General features: G+C 51.3%; 13 protein-coding genes. 11 read left to right on the forward strand and 2 right to left on the reverse strand.

Translation table 11 applies throughout. The features are described 5' to 3' along the window. Nucleotides 1-16: 16 nt before the first annotated feature. The 6 genes from IEV98_RS04700 to IEV98_RS04725 all read left to right on the forward strand — a co-directional run bounded on the left by IEV98_RS04700 (nt 17) and on the right by IEV98_RS04725 (nt 12,352). Complete coding sequence (locus IEV98_RS04700; protein WP_188504736.1) at nt 17-622, forward strand: phage tail protein; 606 nt, start codon at nt 17-19, stop codon at nt 620-622. 27 nt (nt 623-649) lie between these two features. Next, nucleotides 650-1,252 carry a phage tail protein gene (locus tag IEV98_RS04705; RefSeq protein WP_188504737.1) on the forward strand — a complete coding sequence of 201 codons (603 nt, stop codon included), beginning with the start codon at nt 650-652 and terminating at the stop codon, nt 1,250-1,252. Between the two features lie 146 nt (nt 1,253-1,398). Then, the gene (locus IEV98_RS04710; RefSeq protein ID WP_188504738.1) at nt 1,399-9,291 is read left to right on the forward strand and encodes an Ig-like domain-containing protein; all 7,893 of its coding nucleotides are present in this window, start codon (nt 1,399-1,401) and stop codon (nt 9,289-9,291) included. Nucleotides 9,292-9,316: 25 nt separating this feature from the next. Beyond that, a complete protein-coding gene (locus IEV98_RS04715; RefSeq protein WP_188504739.1) occupies nt 9,317-10,210 on the forward strand; it encodes a PorP/SprF family type IX secretion system membrane protein in 894 nt (297 codons plus the stop codon). 325 nt (nt 10,211-10,535) lie between these two features. Beyond that, entirely contained in the window at nt 10,536-10,835 is a 300-nt protein-coding gene (locus IEV98_RS04720) for an acylphosphatase (protein WP_188504740.1), read from the forward strand. A gap of 17 nt (nt 10,836-10,852) precedes the next feature. Next, nucleotides 10,853-12,352: an oligosaccharide flippase family protein gene (locus tag IEV98_RS04725; protein WP_188504741.1), complete on the forward strand. Its 1,500-nt coding sequence runs from the start codon at nt 10,853-10,855 to the stop codon at nt 12,350-12,352. Between the two features lie 16 nt (nt 12,353-12,368). Here IEV98_RS04725 and dusB read toward each other — a convergent pair whose 3' ends face one another. Continuing rightward, nucleotides 12,369-13,361 (reverse strand): tRNA dihydrouridine synthase DusB, encoded by a 993-nt coding sequence (gene dusB, locus IEV98_RS04730; RefSeq protein WP_188504742.1) that lies wholly within the window; start codon nt 13,359-13,361, stop codon nt 12,369-12,371. 213 nt (nt 13,362-13,574) lie between these two features. Here dusB and IEV98_RS04735 point away from each other — a divergent pair, with 213 nt between their 5' ends. From IEV98_RS04735 to IEV98_RS04745, 3 genes are read left to right on the forward strand one after another with little or no spacing between them, the layout of a single operon-like run. Then, nucleotides 13,575-14,672 (forward strand): vWA domain-containing protein, encoded by a 1,098-nt coding sequence (locus tag IEV98_RS04735; protein ID WP_188504743.1) that lies wholly within the window; start codon nt 13,575-13,577, stop codon nt 14,670-14,672. A 35-nt stretch (nt 14,673-14,707) separates the two neighbouring features. Further along, nucleotides 14,708-16,186: a sigma 54-interacting transcriptional regulator gene (locus IEV98_RS04740; protein WP_188504744.1), complete on the forward strand. Its 1,479-nt coding sequence runs from the start codon at nt 14,708-14,710 to the stop codon at nt 16,184-16,186. 60 nt (nt 16,187-16,246) lie between these two features. Next, entirely contained in the window at nt 16,247-17,332 is a 1,086-nt protein-coding gene (locus IEV98_RS04745) for an Ldh family oxidoreductase (RefSeq protein WP_188504745.1), read from the forward strand. Between the two features lie 7 nt (nt 17,333-17,339). On the opposite strand, the gene IEV98_RS04750 is transcribed toward IEV98_RS04745, so the two are convergent. Then, a complete protein-coding gene (locus IEV98_RS04750; RefSeq protein ID WP_188504746.1) occupies nt 17,340-17,777 on the reverse strand; it encodes an RrF2 family transcriptional regulator in 438 nt (145 codons plus the stop codon). A gap of 263 nt (nt 17,778-18,040) precedes the next feature. On the opposite strand from IEV98_RS04750, the gene IEV98_RS04755 reads away from it, so the two are divergent. Continuing rightward, nucleotides 18,041-18,643: a 3-keto-disaccharide hydrolase gene (locus IEV98_RS04755; RefSeq protein WP_188504747.1), complete on the forward strand. Its 603-nt coding sequence runs from the start codon at nt 18,041-18,043 to the stop codon at nt 18,641-18,643. A 42-nt stretch (nt 18,644-18,685) separates the two neighbouring features. Continuing rightward, nucleotides 18,686-19,675, forward strand: a complete 990-nt coding sequence (locus IEV98_RS04760; RefSeq protein ID WP_188504748.1) for a 2-dehydro-3-deoxygalactonokinase — start codon at nt 18,686-18,688, stop codon at nt 19,673-19,675. The last annotated feature ends 2 nt before the right edge of the window (nt 19,676-19,677 follow it).

The following is a 19,677-nucleotide window of genomic DNA, read 5'->3' on the forward strand; positions in this document are numbered from 1 at the left end:
AGAAAGAAACATCACCATGGAAGGAACTATTGGAGAAATCCGGATTTTTGCCGGGAATTTCGCTCCGCGCAGTTGGGCGTTTTGCCAGGGGCAAACCATATCCATCGCATCCAACAATGCACTATTTGCCATCGTGGGTACCGTTTACGGCGGAGACGGTGTTACGACCTTTAATTTACCTGATTTGAGGAGCCGTATTCCCATTGGGACCGGCCAGGGACCGGGGTTGCCGAATTATACGTTAGGAAGTCAGGTTGGCGACGAAGGAGTAACATTAACGAGCAATCAAATGCCGGCTCATTCCCACGCGGCTACCGTCCAGCAAGCGTCGACCCCCGGTTCAGCAAAGGCGACACTCAATGGGATCAACAATGCCGGTGGGCAATCAGCCCCTGGCGGAAATTACCTGGGGCAAGACAACAGCGCCGGAGCAACGTCTTATGCTACGGCGGGTACCCCTGTCGCGATGCACGCCAGCTCCCTTGACGCGACTATTAACGCATCCCCCCCGACAGTCAGGCTATCGCAGAATGGCGGAAACACACCGCATGAAAACGTACAGCCCATCCTCGCGACGAATTACATTATCTGTCTGGAGGGTATATTCCCATCAAGAAACTGATTTAATAATCTTAATAAGTGAAGAATTATGGAAGGAACAATTGGAGAAATCCGCGTTTTCGCGGCTAATTTCGCGCCCAAAAACTGGGCTTCCTGCGAAGGGCAACTACTGCCGATTTCGCGCAATACGGCACTTTTCTCGATACTGGGTGTCCAGTACGGAGGCGATGGGAAGACCACATTCGCGCTTCCTGATCTTAGGGGGAGGACCGCGCTGGGCGTTGGGCAGGGCCCCGGCCTGAGCACCTACACCATCGGGGAACGTACCGGTACGGAGAACGTAACGCTGCTTACGCCGGAGATGCCCATGCATAGTCATGAGGCGACCGCCCAGGTGGGCACCGTCACCGCTACCGGCACGTTGTATGGTGTCAATAGCCCCGGTGGAGAGGCTAACCCCGGCGGAAATTTCATCGGTGAGGATAATAGCGCAGGCGCTACGCCGTATGCCGCTTCGGGTACGCCCGTTGCCATGAATGCCGGTGCGATAACGGTTACAGACGTGGTGGTACCGCCGCCTTCGGTGACCGTGGGTCCGGCCGGATCTACGTCGCCACATCCCAATATGCAACCGTCATTGGCGATGTATTACATCATTTGTATGTATGGGGTGTTTCCCGCTAGAAACTAAGTCATATACGAATACAGTTAATTGGTCAATGGATCCATGCCGTGGCGCATTTCCCGAAAGATGACCCACTCGTTGGGGGTGTAGTGGTTTTGTAAAACCATTACACTTCGACGATATGCCTCCAAATCATCATTATACACGTTGTTATGAATAGACAGCTACAATTCCTGAAAAAAATAGCCGTTCTTTTTCCGGTTGCTTTACTGCTATGTTTTACCGGTATAAAGGCGCAGACCCTCAATCAGGGTGATTTGGCGGTCATTGGATGGAATGCGCTTACAGATCAGGTGCATTTGGTCACCTTGGTGGATATCCCAACCGGTACAGTCATCAAAATCACGGATAAGGGCTGGGATCAGAATACCAATGCATTTACGGCATCCTTCACCGGCGATGGTATTGTTACTTGGACGCTATCTAATGCGGTGCCAGCCGGGACGGTGTTGGAGCTATTTTTAGGCGGTGCTGATGACGGTACGTCATTGACCAACTTGACAACATCAGCCAGTTTAACCAGTGATATAACCGCTTCGACTTATACGATAAACGATGCGATGATTCTTACTGGCGACCAGATTTTCATTTACCAAGGTGTGGATTCGAATCCGTTTTTCATTTTTGGGATGAATAATTCCGCTGGTCCGGTGGATGCCACGAACTGGAATACCTCAATAGCTGCTTCTCTGAGGGATTCAAATCTTCCAAATGGTTCGGGCGGTAGCCAAAATGCCCTGACCAATGGTATAAATGCCATCGGCCTACCCGGAGAGGCTGCTCAACAAGACAATGTCCAATATACCGGTCCAACGGCGACTGCCGACCGGAATACGTGGTTAGCGCGCATCACCAACATTGCCAACTGGACTGGAAGTGACGAAGATGACGTTACAAATCCGATCACCTCGGCTCCGACGCCAATCGTCAATATTGCGCCACCAAACAATGCGCCTACAGACATCACCCTCAGCAATGCATCTGTAAATCAGAGCGCGGGTGCTAACGCGGTAGTAGGCACCCTCAGTTCTACCGATGCCGATGAGGATGATACACATACGTATGCTTTAGTCGAAGGTGTAGGCGATGATCATAATGATCTTTTCAATATCGCGGGGAGTATGCTGCGCGCTAATGATGCATCGGCTATGCAGGTCGGTGGAGCACCATACACGGTGCATATCCGTACGACGGACAATGTCGGAGGATCTTACGAAAGAGCTTTTGTAATTGTCGTGGTGGATGACGTGGCACCCACGGTCAGCAGCGTAGCCGTACCGGCAAACGCAACCTATGTTGCGGGGCAGAACCTCGATTTCACTATAAACGTATCGGAAAATATAACGGTTACCGGTACGCCACAACTGCCATTGACCATCGGAACCGCATCTGTCAATGCTACCTACAATGCAGGCGGTTCTACCGCAACGGCCTTGCTATTCCGCTATACCATCCAACCGGGCGACATGGACACCGATGGCATAGAATTGGACAATGGCATCACCTTGAATGGCGGCACCATCGCCGATGGCGCAGACAATAACATGAATTTAGCGATTAGCTCCGCGGACGCCTCGGGCGTACTTGTCGACGGCATAGCACCATCGGTAACCAGTGTAGATGTACCTATGGCTGATACCTACGGTATTGGTGAAACGCTTAATTTTACGGTTAATTTTGATGAAATCGTCACCGTGAACACCGGCGGCGGCACCCCTCGTTTCCCACTGACCATTGATGGCACGACCCGATATGCCTCCTACCAGTCGGGGTCAGGCACCAACACGCTGGTGTTTCAATACACCGTAGAGGAAGACGACCCTGAATCCAGTATCACGGTAGGGAACGTGATCGACCTCAACGGGAGTGCGATCACGGATTTACCCGGAAATGCGGCTGTCACTGATTTGAACGGCATAGGCAGTACGACGAACGTGCGGGTAGATGGCATACGTCCCACGGCCACAATCGATATCGCCGATACGGAGCTGGTCGCCGGGGAAACCACCACGGTAACCATCACGTTCAGCGAAGCCGTCTCGGGCTTTACCGCCAGCGACCTAGATGCCGCCAATGGTAATCTCGGTATGGTCGAATCCGATGACGGCGGTATCACCTGGACAGTCACTTTCACGCCCGCCAGCGGCGTTGCCGACGCGACCAACGTGATAACGTTGGTCAGTACCGGCGTAACCGACCAAGCAGGCAACGCAGGTACTGGCACGACCGATTCGGAAAATTATTCCATCGATACCCAGCGGCCGGAGATGACAATCACCGTTGGTAATGTAAACCTCCACAGCTGCGCCACAGCTGCCGTGACGTTTACGTTTACCAAAGCGGTTTCGGGTTTTGATAATAGTGACCTGACCGTACCCTATGGCACCTTAACGGAAGTGAACTCAACCGATGGCGGCATTACTTGGGCGGCTACGTTCACACCCGACCTGAATGTACAGGAGACAGGCTTAGTTATCACGTTGGATAACACCGGCGTGACGGATGACTCCGGCAATACCGGCTTGGGCACCACCGTATCCAACACGTTTGATATCAATTCCATGGGACTGGTCCTAATATCAGGGGGGCAGTCCGCCGTTTCCTGCTTTGGAGGGTCAAACGGCACCGCTACGGTGGTCGCATCGGGTGGTGTGGGTCCTTACACCTATAGTTGGAGTCCGTCTGGCGGCACGGCGGCCACCGCCACTGGCCTGATTGTTGGTACGTACACCGTCACAGTTACCGACGTCAACAACTGTCAGGCAACGTTAGACTTCACCATTACGGAACCGCCGGCATTAGTCATCACTCCTTCTCAAACAAATATCACTTGCTTTGGTGAGGCAGACGGAACGGCTACCGTTCAAGTAACCGGCGGCGCACCACCCTATAGTTATAGCTGGACCTCCTCCGTCAGCGCGCAAGCCACGGCTACAGGTTTGTCTGCAGGAAGCTACACCGTTACCGTCACGGATAACCACGGATGTGAGATCTCCCAAAATTTCATAATTAACGAACCCGATGAAATTGTAACGTCGATCGGCTCGATTACGCCAGTAAGCACGTACGGTGGTAACGACGGGTCCGCAACAGTGAGCGCCACTGGTGGTACCGGATCGCTCACCTACAGCTGGAGTACTACCCCGGTACAAACCGGGCCCGCCGCCACCGGGTTGGTAGCGGGTACTTATACCGTTACGGTTACCGACGAAAACGATTGTTCTAATGTATTGGATGTGACGATTACCGAACCCCAACCGCCTACATTCAGTAACCTGGATGGCGATGTCATCTCTTTCACCGAAAGTGGTCCGGCAGTGCTGATCGATGCGGGTGGGGATGCCACGGTCAGCGATCCGGACAGTCCTGATTTCAATGGGGGCAGCCTGACGGTATCCATCGTGTCGAATGGCGCTGCTGGCGAAGATCGGCTGACGATCCGGGATGAAGGGACGGCCGCTGGCCAAATCGGTGTATCTGGGGGTGATGTGACCTACGGGGGGACGACGATCGGTACGCTAACCGGAGGCACTGGTGGAATCGATCTCATTGTGACGTTCAATTCGGCGGCAACTCCCGCCGTCGCTCAGGCGCTGATCAGAAACCTGACTTACAGTAATTCTAACTCCGTAAATCCCTCGCCGGATCCACGCACGATCCGTATCACCTTGGCGGACGGCGATGGTGCCACTAGCGCTTTCCAGGAAGTTACGGTGAATATCACCTTGGTAAACGATGCGCCGATTGTCACCACTAGTGGTGGAACAGTTACGTTTACCGAACCGGAAGACGGTAATCCCGTACCGTTAATCATTGATCCGGGACTGACGGTGACGGATCCGGACAATACGACGCTTGTTTCGGCAACGGTGAGCATCACAAGCAATTTCGAATCCGGCGAAGATCTGCTTGCTTTCGTAAACGACGGCAGTATGGGCAATATCTCCGGTATTTACGATGCCGGTACAGGTATGTTTACGCTCACCTCTGCGGGTGCCGCGGCGACCTTGGCGGAATGGCAGACTGCTTTGCGTGCTATTACCTATAGCAATAGCTCACAAAAACCAAATACGGCCATCCGAACGATTAGCTTTGTAGCGAATGACGGTACGGCCAACAGCAGTCCGGCGACAAAGGATGTCAATATCGTGGCGGTAAACACGGCTCCGGTAGCGGTGAACGATGAAATAATGGTCACGGAGGACGTGCCCGCCACCGGCAATGCATTGACCAACGATTCGGATGCGGAAGGAAATGCATTGACGGCGTCCCTGGTCACCGCACCCGTTAACGGTACGGTAGTCCTCAACGCGGACGGTAGCCTGACCTATACGCCCAATAGCAACTACAATGGCCGGGACAGCCTGACCTACCAGGTTTGCGACAACGGCACACCATCGCTGTGTGATACGGCATTGGTATATTTCAACGTGGGTGCAATTAATAGTGCCCCCTCCATTACGGCCCCGGCGACCATCGCAGCGGATGAAGACGTGCAAACCCCACTTACGGGTATTAGCTTCGCTGACGTGGACGCGGGCAGTGCCGATGTCACGGCGACATTTTCGGTAGCTGATGGTACGCTTTCTGCCGTGTCGGGCAGTGGTGTGACGGTCAGCGGGTCGGAAACAGGAACATTGGCATTGGTTGGAGCGATTGCTGACCTCAATACATTTATCGCGGCGAACAACCTTGCCTTCACAACTGCGCTCAATGCCACCACCGATGTAACACTCACCATCGATATCGACGACGGAGGTAATACGGGCATCGACCCCGGAAATTCAGGCACGGATGATTCGGAGGCAGCTACAACAACGGTGACGATAACCGTGACCGCCCAAAACGATGCGCCGGTAAACACTGTTCCCGCAGGCCAAACCATCGATCAGGATGAGCCGTTGGTGTTCAGCGCAGCCAGTGGTAATACCGTTTCTGTTGCCGACGTGGATGCTGGAGGCGGCACCATACAGGTTACGCTAACGGCGTCGAACGGATTACTGACATTGGGGGGGACTACCGGACTGACATTCATCAGTGGCAGCGGAACCGATGATGCCACCGTGACCTTCGTAGGAACGATTATCGATATCAATGCAGCACTGGAGGGATTGACGATGATGCCTACAATTGGTTACAGTGGTGCAGCCAGTCTCCAGATCGTCACCAACGATCTTGGACTCACCGGCGCTGGTGGCGACCAAATGGATACCGACGTAGTCGACATTACCGTCAACGAAATCAATCCGGAAGTCACCAGTGTGAATACGACGAGTCCGGACGGCGTATATAAAATGACTGATATCATCAACTTGACGGTGACGTTCGATCAAGTGGTGACCGTGGATGAGACTGGCGGTTTGCCCACTTTGCTGCTAGAAACCGGTAGCGCCGATCGGGAGGCGGGTTATAAATCCGGCTCAGGGTCCAATACACTGGAATTTACCTATACGGTGCAGGCAGGCGACGAGACAACGGACCTGGATTACCAATCGACCGCAGCGTTAACGCTTAATGGTGCAACCATACAGAGTGCTGCCGGCAATGATGCGGTGTTGACATTGCCTGCTGTTGGCGGGGCCAGTTCAATTGCGGGGCAGCACGCCATTATCGTCGACGGGGTGGCACCTGTCGTGACTGTTGTAGACATGCTAGCCGATGGCACCTATCGCAGCGGCGATGTACTCTCCTTTACCGTACACTACAGTGAAGACATACCCGTGGTTGGCGGCATGCTGACTTTGCCGGTAACGATTGGTACCACTACAGTGCAAGCGCCCCTTACCGATACCACCCGTAATAGGCTTATCTTTAGCTATACCGTGCAGAATGGTGAACTGGATACGGACGGTATTGAAATAGGGCCCGGCATTTTACTGAATGGAGGGGCACTGCTGGACGGCGCTGGCAACGACGCTTCCCTCGCTTTGGTTGGTGCTGGCAATACCAGCGGTGTACTGGTAGATGCCGTAGCCCCGGTGGTTACTTCGGTATCGGTGCCGGCCGATGGCTATTACCGCGAAGCGGATGTGTTGCTATTTACGGTGCATATGAGTGAGGATGTGGCGGTGAATGACGCCGTCGGAACACCTTACTTGGATGTCATGATCGGAACAGCTACCGTACAGGCAACTTATACGGGTGGTTCAGGAACAGCAATGCTCGCCTTCAGCTATACCGTACAGGCCGAAAATGAGGACTTAGATGGTATTGCCCTTGGTGAGGATATCATTCTGAATGACGGTACGATGAAGGACGCAGTGGGCAACGACGCGGCGCTCACGCTTAATGATGTGGCACCGACAGACAATATCTTTGTATATTCGAAGAGACCGTCTGTTGCCTTGTCTACTGAAGCCGCATCGCCCGTGAACGCACCATTTAACGTTACGGCGACGTTCAGCGAGGCGGTTACCGGATTTACACTCAGTGATATTACGGTTACTAATGGCACGTTGAGCGACTTGCAGACAAGCGACAATAGTTCCTATGTGTTCGTAGTCACACCCATCATGGGTGGAAGCGTGCAACTTTCTGTTGCTGCGGATGTGGCTGTTAATATCGCAAATAATGGGAACGACGTGTCGAATACGTTGCGTTTTCAATTCAACGATATCATCACCGGCGTCACACTGGAAGACAGCACCTTTATCTACGATGGCACGGCGAAATCGCTCGTCATTATAGGCGACCTGCCGGATGGCACAAGCGTGACGTACGAAAATAACAGCCGCACAGATGCGGGCACCCAGGTGGTGACGGCTACCGTAAGCGGTGACAATTACGAGGACCTGGTGCTGACTGCTGACCTGACCATCACTGCGACCATAATCACGGGCATTACACTGGAAGACGGCAGCTTCGTATATGATGGCATGGCGAAGTCGCTGGCCATAGCGGGCGATCTGCCGGATGGCACATCGGTAAGTTACGCGAACAATAGCCGCACGGATGCGGGCACACAGGAAGTAACGGCAACCATCAGCGGTGATAATTACGAGGACCTGGTACTGACTGCTGACCTGACCATCACCGCGACCGTAATCACTGGTATTACGCTGGAAGACGGCAGCTTCGTATATGATGGCACGGCGAAGTCGCTGGCCATAGCGGGCGATCTGCCGGATGGCACATCGGTAAGTTACACCAACAATAGCCGCACGGACGCGGGCACACAGGAAGTGACGGCTACCGTTAGCGGTGATAATTATGAGGACCTGATGCTAACAGCAGGACTCACCGTAACGGCAGCTACGCGCAGTATAGAATTCCCGGCGATACCGGCAAAAACCTACGGTGATGCGGACTTTAACGCCGGGGCAACGGCTAGTACTGATGAGGAGGTAAGTTATACCAGCAGCGATGCCACAGTAGCCGAAATCCGCAATGGGCAAATTCACATCACGGGCGCAGGTACAGCCACGATCACAGCGTCTGTACCTGAGAACAGTAACTACAGCAACAGGCCCGAAGCTACGCAGGTGCTAACCGTGCGCAAAGCAACCCAGACCATCACATTCGATGCACCGCTGGAAGTTTATCGTGATGCAGGCAGCATCGAATTGGTTGCGACGGCCTCAAGTGGCTTGCCGCTCGTGCTTACACTGGACGACCCTGAAGTGGCTAAGCTGGAGGGCCTGACCTTGGATATCCTACGCCTCGGTACAGTACGGATCACTGCCGTGCAACAAGGGGATGCGAACTATGAGCCGGCCGAGCCGGTCACGGTAGCGATCCGGGTCATCGACCCAGCATCGGATATGCCGATACGGATACACAAAGCCGTTTCGCCCAACGGCGACGGCATCAATGAGTACCTGATCATCGAAGCGATCAAGGACTATCCCGAAAACCGGGTGACTGTCTTCAACCGTAATGGTACCATTGTGTACGAAGTTTCGGGCTATAACAACGGTACCAAGGCCTTCCGGGGCATCGGTACAGGACAGCTGCGAGTAGCGGCCGGCACGTACTTCTATGTTGCTGAAATTAAGGTAGATGGTAAATGGAAATATGAAAAGGGATGGTTTGTACTTAGGTATTAAGATAGCAGACAATAGATAAGAGACTATGAAACGATATTTTTTAATGATACTAGCGGGAGCGCTGATGAGTACGGGCCTTCGGGCCCAGCAACCGCTAACCCATACACAGTATGGACAGCTCCGTACCGTACTGAATCCAGCTGCGAGTTTAATGCAAATGGGTGGTGAAGTAAGCGTGATCGGACGCCGCCAATGGGTGGGGCTTGACGGTGCGCCCTCGGTATTCTGGGGAAGCGGACACATGGGCTTCCAACGTTTCGGCGCCACTGGCGGCATCAACATCCGCCACGAAAGCCTTGCCGTGGAGAAGCTCACCGAGGCTTCGGCTTTCTTTGCCAAATCCGTACGCATCTCACAAACGGAATATGTGGGATTATCGCTCAACGCAGGCTTCAGCTACATGGATGGCCGGTTCTCGCAATTGGACCCGCAAGACCCGGCCTTCCGTGAGGATGTCAAAGAGACCGATGCGTTGGTTGGTTTCGGCATCATGCTTTACCGCCCCGAGCGCTACTACGTGGGCCTGTCGCTGCCGCGGCTGATGCTGGGCAACTTGGGCGTGGGCGGTGACAGCCGTTACAATTTCCGTAACCTTTACCACCTCACTGCGGGCGCCTTGTTTGACATGGGTACGGACTTCCAATTCCGGCCGTCGGTGTTGGTGACCTATTCGGAAAGCCTGCGTCCTCAGGCAGAGGCTTCTGTACTGTTCTTCGTCAAGCGCGTGTTTGGTGTTGGGCTCAATGTGCGCAGCTACGGGGAAATCGCGGGCATGGCACAGTTCAACTTCGCCGGTTTCGGCCTCGGCTACAGTTACCAGTTCGGCACGCGTAATGAGGCGCTCAATCGTGGCATCAGTAACAACACCCACGAAATCGGTCTGAGTTACCGCTTCGACGGCGCGGCAAGGCTGCTTTGATGATTGTTCGCTATGCAGCCCATTGTTTGCCTTGCAAAGACGGTTTCCTGATGCCTTATTTAGGCACCTGTTTATGGGTAAGCGTAGCCGATCTCTTGCAACCTCATTTAAAAACCATGGATTAGCAGGATACTGGCAACTGATTATCCACATAGTGAAAGGTGGCCAATATGTGGGATATAGGTGGCGGATACGTGGTTAATACATGGATCAGAAGCAATTTATGGGTAGTTCATGAATGGCAAAGGTATAAAGGGATTTAATCTGGCTGTATTTCCCGGTTTCTGTTTGGTATCTTTGGGCAATCTTGGGAAAATCCATTAAAATGGCAACGGAAAGCAACTTCAAACACCTCGATATTACCGTCACCGGCAAGGTACAGGGCGTATTTTTCCGGCTGACTACCAAAGCGGTAGCCGACCAGCTCGGCGTGAAAGGTATGGCTCAGAACAATGCAGACGGCACAGTATATATCGAAGCAGAAGGAGATAGGTTCGCGTTGGAATCATTCTTGGAGTGGTGCCGCGAGGGGCCGGAAAAGGCGGAAGTGGAAAAAGTAACGACCATTGAGGGCGAAATGAAAAACTATCGTAACTTTGAGGTCATCAGGAAATCACGTGGCTGACCTTAATGTTTTAGAAGTTGTCTGTACTTAGAAAATTTGCTGGACAAACCGCGATATACGGATTGAGTACCATCATCGCCCGGCTCATCAACTTCGTGCTTACACCGATTTTTGTTCGGCAGTTTTCAACAGCAATTTACGGCATCTTTACCCAGCTGTATAGCTGGGCAGCTATGATTACAGCCGTACTCGCTTTCGGCATGGAGACTACCTTTTTCCGGTACCTGCAAAAGCACGAGGGTGATAAACAAAAGGTACTGAATAACACGTTTACGGTTACGTTATTCCTGTCTTGCCTGTTCTTGGTCACGGTTTTCCTGTTCTCTACACCCATTGCTACGTGGTTGAACGACGGTACATACGATCGTGATTACGTCCGGTACGTTCGTTACTTTGCAATCTTCCTTGCAGCAGATGCCATCGCAATCATTCCATTTGCTCAATTGCGGGCAGATGGCAAAGCGGTCCGGTTTGGCTTGCTTAAGCTGGTCAACGTTACTGCACTCGTCAGCATCAATCTGTTGTTCCTTTTTGGTATCCCCTTGTTGCTAGAGTATGTGCCTTCGTCGCGTGCTTACCTCACTTGGTACCGGCCCGAATGGTTGGGCTATGTATTTATCGCGAACCTGATCGCAAGTTTAGTGACTCTTCTGCTGCTCCTTCCCGAGCTACTACGTATCCGCCTGCGTATGGATCGCAAGCTGATGGTGGATATGCTCTCCTATAGTTTTCCTGTGCTCGTTGCGAATATTTCGTTTATCATCAATGAACATCTTGACAAGATAGCAATTCCGTTCCTCATTTCGGGGGACGAGGGTAAGATAGCGAACGGCATCTATGGTGCTGTATCCCGGATTGCGGTGTTTTTGAGTATCGCTGTGCAAGCTTTCCGCCTGGGTGCCGAACCATTCTTTTTCAGCTACGCCAAAAACGATAATGCAAGACGCGTCTACGCCTTGATTATGGACTACTTCGTGATTGCCATGGTCATGGTCATGGTCGGTATTTCCACCAATATCGAATGGCTCAAGTATTTCATCGAGGGCGAGGATGCCGAGCAGCAGGCCCTTTATTGGTCTGGATTGCATATTGTACCCATCTTATTGTTAGGCTATGTGCTTTTAGGCGTATACATGAATCTTTCGGTGTGGTATAAGCTGACCGACCAAACCCGCTTCGGCCTGTATATCTCGGGTATTGGGGCCTTGGTCACCATTGTATTTGATTTGATTCTGATTCCCCGGTACAGTTATGTCGGCGCTGTGTGGGTTACGGTCCTCGCCTATGTGGTCATGGTTACCCTATCTTACCTCTGGGGGCAGCAGCGGTACCCTATTCCCTACCGCGTTGGTAAAAATTTGGCGTATATCGGTGCTGGTGCAACGCTCTGCTGGCTGCAATTTGCCGTGTTTGATCGGCACATTGTAGTCGGTAATCTACTGTTTTTGGGATTTGTCGTTACGGCCGCACTGGTGGAACGCAAGACGTTGCTGGCGATTTGGCATCAACAGCGCTAACGCTACCGTAGTTTCGTTAGGCAACTTCCAGCTCGAATTGCTCACTGATTTCATCAAGCACATTGTGGATATCCGCAATATCGGTTAACGATACCAACTTCATGCGGTACTCTTTGAAGTGGGGGATGCCTTTGAAGTAGTTGGCATAATGCCTGCGCATTTCGAAGATGCCTGTCTTTTCGCCTTTCCACTCCACGGATTTTTGCAGGTGTGTGCGGCAAACGGCCACGCGTTCCGCAGTGGTCGGTCCTGCCAGGTATTCGCCGGTTTGGAAGAAATGTTTGATTTCGCGGAATATCCACGGATAGCCGATAGCGGCGCGCCCAATCATGATGCCATCCACATCGTACTCCATCCGCCAAGCCGCGGCTTTCTCTACGCTATCCACGTCGCCGTTGCCGAAAATCGGAATGCGGATACGGGGATTGCGTTTTACCTCACGGATGAGGTGCCAATCAGCCTGCCCTTTATACATTTGTGACCGCGTGCGGCCATGGATGCTTAGCGCCTGGATTCCTACATCCTGCAGACGCTCGGCCACTTCGTATACATTTTTGGTGTTGTCGTCCCAACCCAGGCGGGTTTTCACCGTTACAGGGAGGTGGGTGGCTTCGACCACGGCTTTGGTCATCGCCGTCATTTTAACCACATCTTGCAATAAGCTGGCTCCCGCTCCGCGGCAGGCTACGTTTTTGACGGGGCAGCCATAATTGATGTCAATTAGATCGGGACCTGCTTGTGAGGCAATTTCGGTAGCCTCACGCATGGTGTCGATGTCACTGCCGAAAATCTGGATACCAATTGGCCGTTCATATTCAAAGATATCCAGCTTCTGCCTGCTCTTGGCGGCATCGCGGATAAGCCCCTCCGAAGAAATGAATTCGGTATACATCATATCCACCCCATTTTGTTTGCAGACAAAACGGAAAGGGGGATCACTCACGTCCTCCATGGGTGCAAGGAGAAGTGGAAATACCCCTAAGTCGATATTTCCGATGTTAACAGACATAGGGTGTATCAGTGTTCATCGGGTGCAAAGATACGGAAATTTAGCGATTAGGAAATCTTCCAATGGATTTGCTAAATGTGGAATAAAGATCAATTATACGCCTAATGTCAAAAATCAACCACCGATTCGTACAATCGTAAAAAACAATTACCTTAGACTGCTGTTCCGCATAAGGAAATTACGGCTTCACCGACAAACGAATAAGCACACAACATGCGCGGCTACCATTTTTCAAAATACGTTCCTAATGAATTGCCCAAAGGCGGTTTTGACGAGCTATTGAAACTCTTTATGCAGCTGCTCCATTATACCGCGGGCGACGCTGATGAAGCCTTGGCCTGGCTCAATGAGCTGGATAAACAGTACCGGGTTACTGACGATAGTTATGGGATAGGAGATTTCATCCAAGATCTTAAAGACAAAGGCTACCTGAGTGACAATCCGGCCTCCGGCCAATTGGCGATTACAGCCAAAAGCGAACAATCCATCCGCCAATCGGCTTTAGAGGAGATTTTTGGGAAATTGCGTAAAAGTGGCCAAGGTAACCATAACAGTAACCACTCGGGATTGGGTGAGGAGAAAAATGCCGACCGTCGCGAATACCAATATGGTGATAGCCTCGATCAGATTGATATGACATCGTCCATTCACAATGCCCAGGTCAATCATGGTCTCGGCAACTTCATGTTGACCGAGCGTGACTTGGAAGTGGAAGAACGGGATTATAAGACGTTGACAGCTACCGTACTGATGATCGATATTTCCCATAGCATGATCCTCTACGGTGAAGACCGAATTACGCCAGCCAAAAAAGTGGCAATGGCCTTGGCCGAGCTCATCCATACCCGTTATCCGAAAGACACGTTGGACATCGTCGTTTTTGGCAACGATGCGTGGCCCATCAGCCTCAAAGACTTGCCTTACCTACAGGTAGGGCCTTACCACACCAATACCTTGGCCGGGTTAGAACTTGCTACAGATTTACTACGCAGACGCAAAACACATAACAAGCAGATTTTTATGATCACCGATGGCAAACCAACATGCTTGAAGGAAAATGGCCGCTATTATAAAAACAGCGTAGGGCTCGATCGCAAGGTGGTTAACAAAACGCTGAACATGGCCGCGCAGTGCAAGCGGCTTAATATTCCCATTACCACCTTCATGATCGCACGCGACCCGTACCTGCAGCAGTTCGTTCGGCAGTTTACCGAAACCAATGGGGGTAGAGCGTTTTATAGCTCCCTGCAGGGCCTCGGCGAATACATCTTTGAAGATTATGTGCGCAACAGGAGGAAAACTGTGCGATAACCGAATTAGCAAACACAAAAGCGTATCAGCAATAAATGAAGAACATCCACACCTTAGGCGAACTCAAAAAAGCAGGATATCAATACCGAACAGTAAAAGACGAATTAAGAGCGAACCTCATCAAGCAATTGCAAGAACATAAAGCGGGCTTTGAAGGTGTTGTGGGATATGATGATACGGTAATTCCGGAATTGCAAACCGCAATTCTTTCACGACACAATATCCTGTTGTTGGGGTTACGTGGTCAAGCCAAAACGCGTATTGCCCGCCTTATGGTACAGCTGTTGGATGAGTATGTGCCCTATGTGGCTGGCAGCGAGCTGTTTGACGATCCCCTACATCCCATCTCATGGTATGCGCGCAACGAAATTGAAACCAAAGGCGACGATACAGCCATCGCTTGGCTGCACCGGTCGGCACGATACACCGAGAAACTTGCTACCCCCGATGTTACGGTGGCCGACCTGGTGGGTGATGTCGATCCCATCAAAGCGGCTACGCTGAAGCTCACCTATAACGACGAACGCGTCATTCACTTTGGGTTGATTCCCAGGGCGCACCGCGGAATCTTTGTTATCAATGAACTTCCAGATCTCCAAGCACGCATACAGGTAGCCCTTTTCAATATGCTGCAGGAAAAGGATATCCAAATCCGGGGATTCAAGCTGCGCCTGCCGCTCGATATCCAGTTTGTATTTACCGCCAATCCCGAAGATTATACCAACCGCGGAGCCATCGTTACACCACTCAAAGACCGGATCGAAAGCCAAATACTGACCCACTATCCGAAGAGCATCGAGATATCGCGCAAAATTACCTTTCAGGAAGCACGCATCACCCCAGAGCAGCGCATTACCGTTGAGGTAGACGGATTGTTGAAGGATTTGGTGGAGCAAGTGGCGTTTGAAGCCCGTAAGAGCGAGTTCATCGATCAGAAATCGGGTGTTTCCGCTCGCCTCACCATTTCGGCGTTTGAAAACCTGGTCAGCGCCGCCGAGCGCCGCATGCTCACGGCCGGACAAGAGAAGACCGTGGCCCGCCTATCCGATTTTGCGGGTATCATCCCTGCTGTTACCGGCAAAATCGAGCTGGTCTACGAAGGCGAACTGGAAGGACCGGTACATGTGGCGCATCGCCTGATCGGGTCAGCCGTGAAAACACTATTTACGCAATATTTTCCCCACCCCGAGAAAGCAAAGAAATCTAAAAGTGAAAACCTTTATGCCTCCATTATCGACTGGTTTACCATGGGGAATCGCCTCGAACTGACAGATAGCCTGTCGGACAACCAATACAAAAAGGCGGTCATGCAGGTTCCCGGGCTGTATGCCTTGGTCAAAAAATTGCATCCAAAGCTTGTTGAAGGTCAGCTATTGCTGCTCATGGAGTTTGTACTTCACGGATTGGCTGAATATTCGCAGCTCAATAAAGATTATCTTAATGGTGGCGTAGTGTTTGCCGATATGCTTGGCAGTCTTTTTGATGGCGATTTTGAGGATGACGAATTGCAATAAGGGCTTCTACCTGATCGACTCCGACGCGTATTCCCTAAGCACACCGTATAAAGCATAAAAATGACAATACCTGAGCAGCGCTTACGCGCATTTACTTATCGCATCTTCAAATCCATCGGTTGCTCCGATGCTGATGCTTCTTTAGCCGCAGATGTGTTGGTCTCAGCAGATTTACGTGGTATTGACTCGCATGGCGTAGCTCGCCTTAGTGGGTACGTAAGGCTGTGGGAAAACAACCGCCTGAATGCGACTCCCAATGTTCGCATTGTACACGAAACACCTACTACGGCTACGATAGATGGCGATGGCGGGCTGGGGCTTGTGGTAGCTCCGTATGCCATGGATGTCGCTATTGAAAAAGCGCGGCAGTACGGCTCTGGCTGGGTAGCCATCCGCAACTCCAATCACTTCGGTATTGCAGGCTATCATGCGCTCAAAGCGGTAGATCAGGAGATGATTGGTTATGCGCTCACTAATGCCAGCCCGTTAGTAGCCCCCACGTTTTCGTCGGAACGATTACTTGGTACCAATCCGATATGCTATGCTTTTCCTGCTGGGCAATATCCACCGGTTGTGGTCGATATGGCCACTTCCGCTGCTGCCAACGGCAAGCTGGAAATTGCGGATCGTACCGGTAAACCCATCCTCGAAGGCTGGGCGCTCGACACGCAAGGTAATCCAACCACGGATGCAGCAGCAGTGAAAAAAGGAGGCGCACTTCTCCCCTTGGGCAGCGACTGCGAACATGGTAGCCATAAGGGTTTTGGACTTTCAGCCACAGTTGATATTCTCTCCGGGGTGCTTTCCGGAGCCAATTACGGACCTTGGGTACCACCTTTTGTGGCTTATCTGCAACCAGTGGCCGATCAGCCTGGGCAGGGCATCGGCCATTTCGTGGGTGCTATGCGGGTGGATGGTTTCCGGCCCGTTTCGGAATTCAAAGCTAATATGGATCAGTGGATTGCGCGGTTCAAGGAAGCCAGACGCATCAATGAGCAGCAGCCTGTGGTCATTCCCGGTGAACCGGAATATGAGTCTGTTCAACAACGCAAAACGCATGGCATTCCATTGGTCGATGCGGTATGGCAAGATTTAATGGGATTGGCCTCCAAATTTGGAATCGAATCACCGGCCGCCGGTCACTGATTACCGATTATACATCCAAAGCCAATCGCGACTCTTTATTGATGATATCCGCTATGCTGGTATCATTGAGAATTTGGAGCATGGCGTTTCGGACATCAATAAACGTATCACGGATACCGCAGACGTGCTCCGCCTTACATTCGTCGCAGCTCCTGTAGAAGTTGAGGCTCACACAAGGCAGCAGGGCAATGGGGCCATCGATGAGGCGCATCACTTGCGAGAGGCGGATATCCTCGGGCGCTTTATTAAGGCTATAACCCCCGCCCGCTCCTTTCTTGCTGTACAGGATTCCTGCGTTGCGCATTTCTAATAAGATCTGCTCGAGGAATTTTTTGGGGATACGTTCTGCTTCTGCAATGCGTAAAATCTGCATCGGCTCTTTACCGTAATTGCGGCCCAAAACAATCAGCGCTTTGATGGCGTATTTCGTTTTCTTCGATAACATCCCTGACTATTAGTGGTTTCTATAAAAGACAAAGGTACGATTTTTCTGTAAAACTCGTGATAGCGATGGTCAATAGGTATAACGACAATTTCAAATCACTTCCCTTGTATATACCAGGTTATTATGATATTTTTGCTTTTGTTCTTTTCCAGCATGGGAAGCATTGATTGTATTTGCCTAAGATACAACCCGGAGGTTCCCTTTCGACAGCATAGAAGATGATTACCTATATATTGAATATTGACTAATTTAATTTAATGACGATGCAATCACTACTTAAAACCGCTCTAATTGCGGTGTGCCTGACGGTCCATCTTTCAGCAATCGGCCAACGCAAAAGCCTGTTCAACGGAAAAGATCTTTCCGGATGGACAATACACGGTACCGAAAAATGGTACGTGGAAGATGGAGAGTTGGTGTGTGAGAGCGGTCCGGATGCGGAATACGGGTATTTATCCACGACAGAAACGTATAAGGACTTTGAGTTGGTGGTCCATTTTAAGCAGGAGGCTGATGGTAACAGTGGGGTTTTCATCCGTTCGGATATCGAGGGCGTGAAAATCGAGGGCTGGCAGGTAGAGGTGGCTCCGCTTGGGAACCATACAGGTGGTATCTACGAATCCTATGGCCGCGGTTGGCTGATACAGCCCGCTCCCGAGGATGAGCAATACCTCAAGCCGGGCGCTTGGAATAAGATGAAGATACGCGCCGTAGGGGGCGAGGTGACTACCTGGCTCAATGGCAAGCAGATGGTACAGCTGTCTGATGAGAAAATCGGCGAGGCTACGGGCTTCATCGCTTTGCAGATCCACGACGGTGGCGGCATCAAAGTAAGGTGGAAGAAAATGTCCATCAAAGAACTCTAAATAACCAAGCGAGTAATCAACAGATATATTTGCTGTCGTTTTATGATTTTTTTTAGCGTTGACTGGGGCACTACAAATTGTCGCATTAAATTAGTAAAGATAAGTCAGGGCGGGGTGACACTACTGGGTAGCGAGCAAGCCGCGATGGGTGTATCCGAAGTCTACAATGGATGGTTGGAGCGACCCCGTACAGATCGGGCAGATTATTACCTGACGCGGTTGCGGCCCTACCTGGAAAAAATCACGGCCGACCTTGGCCTGCCGATGCAAACGCTGCAGGAGACTCCCATTGTCATCTCCGGAATGGCTAGTTCTTCAATCGGAATAGAAGAAGTACCGTATAGCATGGTGCCGTTTGAATTAGACCCTCCAAAAATCAATTTAAAGATTATGGAAGCGTTCGGCAACCCGCAGGTCATTTTATTGTCGGGTCTTCGGACTGAGGGCAATATTATGCGTGGCGAAGAGACCCAGCTGATCGGATGTTGGCAGCAAACGTTCGCATCCGAACGAAAGACGTTCATCTTTCCGGGTACGCATTCCAAACACATCGACGTAGCGCATGCTACTGTTCGTGACTTCAGGACATTCATTACCGGGGAGTTGCTTTCGCTGCTTACCAATTTCAGTACCATTAAGACAAACGTTTCGGCAACTAAACCGGCCGACATGGATGTGGATTGCTTTAACACTGGGTTATTGACCGGTAAAAAGACTGACTTGTTGGAGAATATATTCACTGTGAGGTGCAATGAAGTATTGAACAAGCTCACCAAATCGCAGAACTATGACTTTCTGATCGGACTGCTTCTTGGCCACGAATTGAAATACCTTAGCGGGGGTGATGAAATTGTGCTCTGTGCGGGCATCCACTTAGCACCTGTTTATAACCTGGCTCTGGAACTACTGGGGTTGGCCAACCATACGACTATGGTTCCTCCGGATGTTGTTGAACAATCGGCCATACTTGGTCAATATAAAATATTAGAACAGCTTAATTCCCTGCATCTGCAGCAATCAGAAAAGAACTGACG

Source organism: Parapedobacter pyrenivorans (genome assembly GCF_014636865.1).
Taxonomy (GTDB): domain Bacteria; phylum Bacteroidota; class Bacteroidia; order Sphingobacteriales; family Sphingobacteriaceae; genus Parapedobacter; species Parapedobacter pyrenivorans.

What these genes read in the sequence shown, in the direction of transcription:
- IEV98_RS04760 (WP_188504748.1), top strand. Translation starts at nt 18,686, where the DNA reads ATGATTTTTTTTAGCGTTGACTGGGGCACTACAAATTGTCGCATTAAA.
- IEV98_RS04715 (WP_188504739.1), top strand. Translation starts at nt 9,317, where the DNA reads ATGAAACGATATTTTTTAATGATACTAGCGGGAGCGCTGATGAGTACG.
- IEV98_RS04700 (WP_188504736.1), top strand. Translation starts at nt 17, where the DNA reads ATGGAAGGAACTATTGGAGAAATCCGGATTTTTGCCGGGAATTTCGCT.
- IEV98_RS04745 (WP_188504745.1), top strand. Translation starts at nt 16,247, where the DNA reads ATGACAATACCTGAGCAGCGCTTACGCGCATTTACTTATCGCATCTTC.
- IEV98_RS04750 (WP_188504746.1), bottom strand. Translation starts at nt 17,777, where the DNA reads ATGTTATCGAAGAAAACGAAATACGCCATCAAAGCGCTGATTGTTTTG.
- IEV98_RS04740 (WP_188504744.1), top strand. Translation starts at nt 14,708, where the DNA reads ATGAAGAACATCCACACCTTAGGCGAACTCAAAAAAGCAGGATATCAA.
- IEV98_RS04705 (WP_188504737.1), top strand. Translation starts at nt 650, where the DNA reads ATGGAAGGAACAATTGGAGAAATCCGCGTTTTCGCGGCTAATTTCGCG.
- IEV98_RS04735 (WP_188504743.1), top strand. Translation starts at nt 13,575, where the DNA reads ATGCGCGGCTACCATTTTTCAAAATACGTTCCTAATGAATTGCCCAAA.
- IEV98_RS04755 (WP_188504747.1), top strand. Translation starts at nt 18,041, where the DNA reads ATGCAATCACTACTTAAAACCGCTCTAATTGCGGTGTGCCTGACGGTC.
- dusB (WP_188504742.1), bottom strand. Translation starts at nt 13,361, where the DNA reads ATGTCTGTTAACATCGGAAATATCGACTTAGGGGTATTTCCACTTCTC.
- IEV98_RS04720 (WP_188504740.1), top strand. Translation starts at nt 10,536, where the DNA reads ATGGCAACGGAAAGCAACTTCAAACACCTCGATATTACCGTCACCGGC.
- IEV98_RS04710 (WP_188504738.1), top strand. Translation starts at nt 1,399, where the DNA reads ATGAATAGACAGCTACAATTCCTGAAAAAAATAGCCGTTCTTTTTCCG.